Source organism: Streptomyces sp. AC627_RSS907 (assembly GCF_019049165.1).
This window is the reverse complement of the sequence record NZ_JAGMUE010000543.1, coordinates 1-579: the sequence shown is the minus strand read 5'-3', so window position 1 is coordinate 579 and position 579 is coordinate 1. Positions and strand designations below refer to the sequence as shown.

At 73.7% G+C, this 579-nt stretch carries 2 pseudogenes; one reads left to right on the top strand and one right to left on the bottom strand.

Annotated features, from left to right (window positions below):
• Positions 1 to 234, top strand: a pseudogene (locus KUM32_RS36970) (low temperature requirement protein A); the annotation flags it as partial.
• Between the two features lie 17 nt (positions 235 to 251).
• Here KUM32_RS36970 and KUM32_RS36965 read toward each other — a convergent pair.
• A pseudogene (locus KUM32_RS36965) lies at positions 252 to 579 on the bottom strand (hypothetical protein); the annotation flags it as partial.

The following is a 579-nucleotide window of genomic DNA, read 5'->3' as shown; positions in this document are numbered from 1 at the left end:
GCGTACACGATCCCGGTCGCCGTCTTCATCACCCTGGTGTGGCTGCTGCACCACCGCGCCGCCGAGTTGCGTAACCCGGCCGACGTGATCCACCCGCTGGCCGTGCTCGCCATCCTGGCCAGCACCTTCGCGCCCGCCCCGGCCCCGGTCCTGGTCACCGGGGTCCTGGCGGCGCTCCTCATCGCCGCCACCCTCGTCCTGTCCGCCCGCAGCCCCACCCGCTCCCCCACCTGACCAGCGACGACGGGCGCTCAGTGGCCGCCCTTCGGCTCGAAACAGCCACCCTCCGCATACAGCCCGTTGACGCCGACGTGGTAGTTGGTGGGCTGGGTGTACGCCGTGACGCAGGCGTCGTCACCCACGTACAGCGCGACCCTGGCACCCTCGGGGGCGCCGTGCTGGCCGGCCTCCCCGCCCGTGTCCAACCCGGACACGATCAGCGTCCCGTCGCCCGACTCGCCGCCCGCGTCCTGGCTCCGGTAGCCGAGTCCGAGCAGGGCCGCGCGCACCCGCTCGGGGTCCCACACCTTCGCCTTCCAGAGCCGCGCGATGACGGGCTCGACGCGGACGGCCTCCACC